The organism is Duncaniella sp. (genome assembly GCF_029054785.1).
GTDB lineage: Bacteria > Bacteroidota > Bacteroidia > Bacteroidales > Muribaculaceae > Duncaniella.
This window is the reverse complement of sequence record NZ_JAIDEN010000134.1, coordinates 1-6,314: the sequence shown is the minus strand read 5'-3', so window position 1 is coordinate 6,314 and position 6,314 is coordinate 1. Positions and strand designations below refer to the sequence as shown.

The following is a 6,314-nucleotide window of genomic DNA, read 5'->3' as shown; positions in this document are numbered from 1 at the left end:
AAAAAAGATAATACCGTCGCCTGCGAAAGTTTTGGGCGCCTATGGCTCTTCATTTCAGTCACATAGCTCGCTATGCTCCTTCAATTCAGATCCATATCCACCTCAAAACTTTCGCTCAGATTTTAACTATTGTTTTTAAACAACCTCTAATATTCTTATGCCCCTGAATTTGTAAACCGGAGATAGTCTGCAAGCCCCAATTGGTTTTTATTTGTTAATTATCGTGTCGGTTTGTTAATGCACATTTAAGGAGTGAGTATGCAATATGGGCGCTGTGGTGGGTTTGAGGCTGATTTGGAGGGAAAATCAGAACAATTTAAAAGTGTTTTAGATCAATTTTATTGTTAAAAAGTGTGTATTTCTTTGGGGGTGTCGGGGCTTCGGGCTACCTTTGCGGGCGATTTTAAACAATGATTTATGAAGAAATTTCTCTGTTCGGCAGTAGCCGTTGCCGCCGTCTGCGCGACCGCTAACGCCGAAGGCTATCAGATCAACTCTCTGTCTGCTAAGCAGATCGGCATGGGCCATACGGGAGTAGCGCTCAAACTTGGAGCCGAAAGCATGTTTTTCAATCCCGCCGGTATGGGTTTCATGGACAAAACCCTTGACCTCTCAGGATCACTGACCGGAATCATGCCCACGGCAACCGCCACCGTCAACGGTAAGGACTATAAGACTGACAACGGAGTCTCGACTCCGATCGGTGTCCACGCCGCATTCTCGATCTACGACAACCTCAAAGCAGGAATCTCGTTCTATACCCCCTACGGATCGTCGATCAACTGGACTGAAAACTGGCCAGGCGCCGTGTTGAACCAGAACGTTGACCTCAAGGTCTTCACCATCCAGCCGACTGTGGCCTGGGCGATCACTCCGAAACTCTCTGTCGGCGCCGGTGCCATGATCTCATGGGGCAGCGTTGACCTCAACAAGGGCCTCGTGACCGCCGAGACAACCGACCGCACCATCCAGGCGATGACCCAGCTCGGCATGCTCCCCGCAGGCACTCCCGGATTCGGCAACACCACACCCGCCTCGGTCAACCTCAACGGCAAGTCGGAAATGACCGTCGGATTCAACGTCGGTGCGATGTATGACATCACTGACCGCCTGACTGTCGGCGCCTCGTTCCGCTCACGCATGCCGATGAAGGTCAAAGCCGGTGACGCCACCGTCAAATATGCAAACACACTCTCTCAGAACCTTCTTGGCGAAAGCCTCGACCTGCTCAACGAAGCAAATTTCAAGGCTGAGATGCCCTGCCCCTGGGTGCTGGGACTCGGAGTGTCCTACAAGCCGATCGACCGTCTGACCCTTGCGTTTGACGCCCGTCTGACCGGATGGCACACCTACCGTCAGCTCGACATCGAATTCCTCAGCGAGCAGCTCACCGACTACAACCAGCACATAGAGAAGAAATACAAGAACTCCTGGTGCTACTCTCTGGGCGCACAGTTTGCCGTGACCGACCGCTTCGATGTCCGTGCAGGCCTCATGGTCGATACATCGCCCGTCAACAAAAACTACTACAATCCCGAAACTCCGGGCATGACAAAGGTAGAGCCCACAGTGGGCCTCTCCTTCCGTCCGATTCCCCGCCTCTCGGTCGACCTTGGCTTCATGTATGTGGCCGGAACGGGCATTGACAATGCAAGCTGCCAGTATCCCGACCTGCTCGGAGGCCAGATGATCAAAAAGCTGACAGCCGCCGGAGTGCCCCAGCAGCAGATCGAAGCCCTCGGTTTCAGCACCTCAGGCACTTTCACCGCTGACTACAAACTCCATGCCTTCATCCCCTCGCTCGGCATCAGTTACAGTTTCTGATCACAACAATCAGGTTATATCACACACATATTTGAAACGCCATCACCGCCCGCATCGGTGATGGCGTTTCCTCGTTTTTGCAGACTGGCTTCTGTTTTTCTGATTTTTTTGCTAATTTTGCAAATATTTAATCCGGTTTTTTTTAAGAGGTTGTTTAAAAACAAGAGTTAAACAACCTCTAAGAGGGTGCTCAAACACTCTATAAGTCCATAATCAATCATTATGAACATCAGGTCTATTCTTGCAGGTATATTTGTCAGCGCAGCAGCCATCGCACAATCAGCCGTAGCCGTGCATGTGCCGGAACTCTCACTGTTCGGCGCGCCCTACACACGCTCTGAAATCTATAATTTCAAACTCCAGGAACTCAATCCTGACAATCCCGCCGACATGCTCCAGCTTCTCGCACCGGCTGACAGTCTTGCAACTGCCGCCCAGGAGATTCAGGAGACCCTGATTGACACACTCCAGGCAGAAACGCCCGGCACACCGCTGCCCAGATACTATTTCCGCCCTGTCGTGTTCAGCTCTTTCCAGTTTCTCGACACCATCAGAGTCCAAAATCCGGAAATACAGACTGCCGATGCCTCAGACCGTCAGACATTCGGATGGCTTGCCACTGATTTCTACCACAGCAACCTCATCCGCCACGCCCGTCAGGCAATGGTGGTGCGCCAGCCATATATGATCCGCTACGACGAAGCCTCGCTCCCGGAACCGCCGAAGAAATTCGAAGCCAACGTAGACCCGAAGACTGCAAAGATCGTCATCGCGGAGATAATCCCGGAGAAAGCGCCGGAACAGAAAATGGAAGCCGTTTTCTACAAACGCCACTGGCTAAAGACATTCAACGGCTCTGTGCAGTTCTCCCAGGCCTATGTGTCGCCCAACTGGTATCAGGGCGGCAACAAGAACCTCAACATGCTTGTCAATCTCTACTACAATGTCAAGCTGAACCCTGCATTCCACAAGAAACTGCTCTTCGAGACCACCTTCCAATACAAACTCGGCATGAATGACGCGCCCAATGACTCTCTGCGCAACTATTCTGTCTCGGAAGACCTTTTCCAGTTCAACATGCTTTTAGGCTACAAGGCCTCTAAACGGTGGTACTATTCGACCAACGTATCCTTCAAGACACAGTTCCTCAAGAACTACAAACCGAACACCCACGACCTGAAAGGCGCCTTCATGTCGCCCGGAGAACTCAACGTCGGTGTCGGTATGACCTATAACTATGCCAACCCCAAGAAGACGTTCACTCTCGACGCGTCGATCTCACCTCTCTCATGGAACATGAAGACCTGCTTCAACAAGCGCATGAACGAGACATCATTCGGTATCGACCCCGGCAAGCACACGGTCAGCGAATATGGTTCCAGCGCCGAAGGAAAACTGACATGGCAGATCTGCGACAACATCAGCATGCGCTCCAGACTGTTTGTGTTCTCGGACTACTCCTATGCTTACAGCGATTGGGAAAACACGTTCATGTTCAACATCAACCGCTTCCTGACCACACAGATCTACGTCCACATGCGCTACGACTCCTCAACGCCTGATTGCAGCGATCCTGATTGGCACAAATTCCAGCTCAAAGAGATTCTCTCATTCGGATTCGCCTATAAATTCGCCACCATCTGACGCTCTTAGGTCCGACCGCTCACCACCCCTTTCCTCAAACCAGCCAAACACACTCTCTCCACCGTGCCAACAGCAACAGACCGCAACAATCCGCTATCAGGCCGACAACCGGCAGTCTCCGGAATCCTGACAGCATTCCTTATATGCACATTTCTGCTCCTGCCATTCGCCGCAGCAGCGAAGACAATCGAGAAGAGCATCCTCGACAAGATTCCGGGGCGCTCGGAAACAATCGAGGGCTACACAAAGCCTGACTGCGTCACCGACAGACTCGGTCAGCTGCCGCTCCACGCCATCGAAGGCCTCTGGCGCTTCGCCTCCGAAGGCTCCCTGATGGCCATCGAACGCCGGCAGACCAAAACCGCAGGTGAATACAGCGCCGAGACAACAGTCTACTGCATGGTGATTGTCCGTGCCGCGGACATGGCCCTGCGTCCGGGAACAGTGATGGGCTATCTCACGCCGACCGCCAAACGCGGAGTCTATGACGCGCGGATCTACACCTCGCGACTCGACAACGGCACAACCCTCCACTCTCCAAAGAAATTTACCGTCACGCTGACCGACGATGACAGCCGGATATCGATCAGTGACTACGGATCGTCGCTGAGATTCAACTGGTGGAGACTGCTCCCCTACATGTACCGCTATCTGTTCACACGCAAGGAGAAAAGTCCAGGTGCCATCCATGGATGTCTGAGAGTATTTCCCGCCCCGGCGATTCCGGCTGAACCACGTTACCTCTGACAAGCCCGCTCCGACATGATGAAATCCTTAAGACTGATCTCAATACTGATGCTGACGCTTGTCTCGGTCCTTCCGCTGATGGCCGACAGGACTCTGCGCGGAAAACTGCGCACGGCTGCCACGAAAACATCACCCGTAAACCGGACACCCCCGACGCTTGTGTTTGACACTCTCCGCACTCCTGATGCCGAAAAAGTGAGGCTCTCAGGCTACGACAAACCCCTCAACTCACGCATCGAGAGCCTCTTTGTCAGCAACAACACCGGATCGGAAATCTGCGGAATAGAAATCACGCTTGTCTATTCAGACCTTCAGGGACGCACCCTCCACCAGGCCAAACGCCTGATACGGGCCGACATACCCTCAGGCACCACCCGCCGGATCCAGTTCTCCTCCTGGGACACCCAGAACTCTTTCTACTACCGCCACTCACGCCGTCCGCGCACAGCCAATGTCACCCCTTATGACGTCACCTGCACGGTCAACAGCTGCATACTCTCACCCTCAGACGGCTCATCAGCCGAACAAAACATCCCCTGAAACAATTATTAGAAATATAAACTTTTACCGACACTCTCCGATTCGTAACTCACAAATCCACAAATCAACCACATGACCGAATTTCTGGCCGACCATCACATCCTCGGACTCACCATCGGAGTCTGCACCTTTCTGATCATCGGAATCTTTCATCCTGTCACCATAAAATGCGAATACCACTTCGGCACCGGCTGCTGGTGGTGTTTCCTCCTGCTGGGCATAGCGGGAATCGCCGCATCCCTACTGATCGGCGACGTCTTCTGGTCATCGCTCTTAGGCGTGTTCTCCTTCTCCTCGTTCTGGACCATCGGCGAGATCTTCGAGCAGAAAAAGAGAGTTGAACGCGGATGGTTCCCCGCCAACCCGAAACGAAAAGTTCAAAGCAAAGACCCGGAATCAGTATAAAATTCATACAACAACAAGTAAAATACCGCTTGTTTGCAATCAAACTTTGCACAATACTTAAAAAGTGTTATATTTGCAGTGAGTTTCCAGGTACATTATCACTGCAATGAAAAAATCTTTAACAGAGAGATTGATAGCCCTGATTATGGTCATGTCAACCGCAGGCGTGGTCATATTCTTTTTCATAAGCGACCTGCCACATCCGCTGACTTCCGATGAGATGACAATGGAAGCGCCGGAACTGCGGGAGCATCTCAGCGAAGCAAGACTCAAACACACGCGCGTGATGAAGCGCATCGCGGTAGTGATCGAGGCAATCAATGTCATAACACTGATTGCATGGAAAATATATGACACGCAAAGGCGAAAACTCAGAGAAGAACACTATTTCAATATCGGAGAGAATCTCCAGGAACTCGTCAGCGTCAAAGACCGGCATAACGAAAACCAGAACCGTCTGCTGCACGAACTTCTAACCAAAGAATATAAGACTGTCGATGAAAAATGCCGCGATTATTATGCCAATTCATCTTCACAGAGCAAAAAGAAAGTCTCGGAAGAAGTCATAGCGATGGTTGACCGCTTCTCGTCACCGGAAACCATCCGGGAACTGGAGCAGACGGTAGACAGATACCAATCAGGCCTTATGGCTGCTTTCAGGACAGATCTGCCGGCCCTGAAGCCGGCCGACTATCAGCTCTTTCTCTTCTCGATACTCGGATTCTCCACTTCGGCCATATCCGTGTTTCTGAAAGAAGACAAACTCGATGCCGTCTACAACCGCAAATCCCGATTGAAGGCAAAAATCAAAAAGCTCGACAGCGAAGCCGTCCAGGCCAAATATCTCAGTTATCTTTAAGAGGTTGTTTAAAAACAAGAGTTAAAATCTGAGTGGTGTATCTTTTAGATAAATTATTGTAAATGAGAAAGGAGCATAGCGAGCTATGCGACTGACGAATTTCAACAATTTAGCAAAAGAGACACCAAGGCTCAGGTAACTTTAAAAATTCTCACACATGAAATTATTAAAAGGAAAAATATAATACCGTCGCCTGCGAAAGTTTTGGGCGCCTATGGCTCTTCATTTCAGTCACATAGCTCGCTATGCTCCTTCAATTCAGAGCCATATCCACCTCAAAACTTTCGCTCAGATT

The 6,314-nt window shown here is 51.0% G+C and carries 6 protein-coding genes; all 6 read left to right on the top strand.

Annotated features, from left to right (window positions below):
• The first annotated feature begins 417 nt into the window (after positions 1-417).
• The 6 genes from K2H17_RS08555 (at position 418) to K2H17_RS08530 (ending at position 6,019) form a co-directional block, all read left to right on the top strand.
• Complete coding sequence (locus K2H17_RS08555; RefSeq protein WP_300133763.1) at positions 418-1,824, top strand: outer membrane protein transport protein; 1,407 nt, start codon at positions 418-420, stop codon at positions 1,822-1,824.
• A gap of 222 nt (positions 1,825-2,046) precedes the next feature.
• Complete coding sequence (locus K2H17_RS08550) at positions 2,047-3,468, top strand: DUF3078 domain-containing protein (protein WP_300133761.1); 1,422 nt, start codon at positions 2,047-2,049, stop codon at positions 3,466-3,468.
• 63 nt (positions 3,469-3,531) lie between these two features.
• Complete coding sequence (locus K2H17_RS08545) at positions 3,532-4,215, top strand: hypothetical protein (RefSeq protein WP_300133759.1); 684 nt, start codon at positions 3,532-3,534, stop codon at positions 4,213-4,215.
• A gap of 15 nt (positions 4,216-4,230) precedes the next feature.
• On the top strand, positions 4,231-4,755 hold the full coding sequence (locus K2H17_RS08540) for a hypothetical protein (RefSeq protein WP_300133757.1): 525 nt from the start codon (positions 4,231-4,233) through the stop codon (positions 4,753-4,755).
• 72 nt (positions 4,756-4,827) lie between these two features.
• Positions 4,828-5,160, top strand: a complete 333-nt coding sequence (locus K2H17_RS08535) for a DUF4491 family protein (protein ID WP_300133756.1) — start codon at positions 4,828-4,830, stop codon at positions 5,158-5,160.
• A 106-nt stretch (positions 5,161-5,266) separates the two neighbouring features.
• Positions 5,267-6,019 carry a hypothetical protein gene (locus tag K2H17_RS08530; protein ID WP_300133754.1) on the top strand — a complete coding sequence of 251 codons (753 nt, stop codon included), beginning with the start codon at positions 5,267-5,269 and terminating at the stop codon, positions 6,017-6,019.
• Positions 6,020-6,314: the final 295 nt, after the last annotated feature.

What these genes read in the sequence shown, in the direction of transcription:
- K2H17_RS08540 (WP_300133757.1), top strand. Translation starts at nt 4,231, where the DNA reads ATGATGAAATCCTTAAGACTGATCTCAATACTGATGCTGACGCTTGTC.
- K2H17_RS08535 (WP_300133756.1), top strand. Translation starts at nt 4,828, where the DNA reads ATGACCGAATTTCTGGCCGACCATCACATCCTCGGACTCACCATCGGA.
- K2H17_RS08550 (WP_300133761.1), top strand. Translation starts at nt 2,047, where the DNA reads ATGAACATCAGGTCTATTCTTGCAGGTATATTTGTCAGCGCAGCAGCC.
- K2H17_RS08555 (WP_300133763.1), top strand. Translation starts at nt 418, where the DNA reads ATGAAGAAATTTCTCTGTTCGGCAGTAGCCGTTGCCGCCGTCTGCGCG.
- K2H17_RS08530 (WP_300133754.1), top strand. Translation starts at nt 5,267, where the DNA reads ATGAAAAAATCTTTAACAGAGAGATTGATAGCCCTGATTATGGTCATG.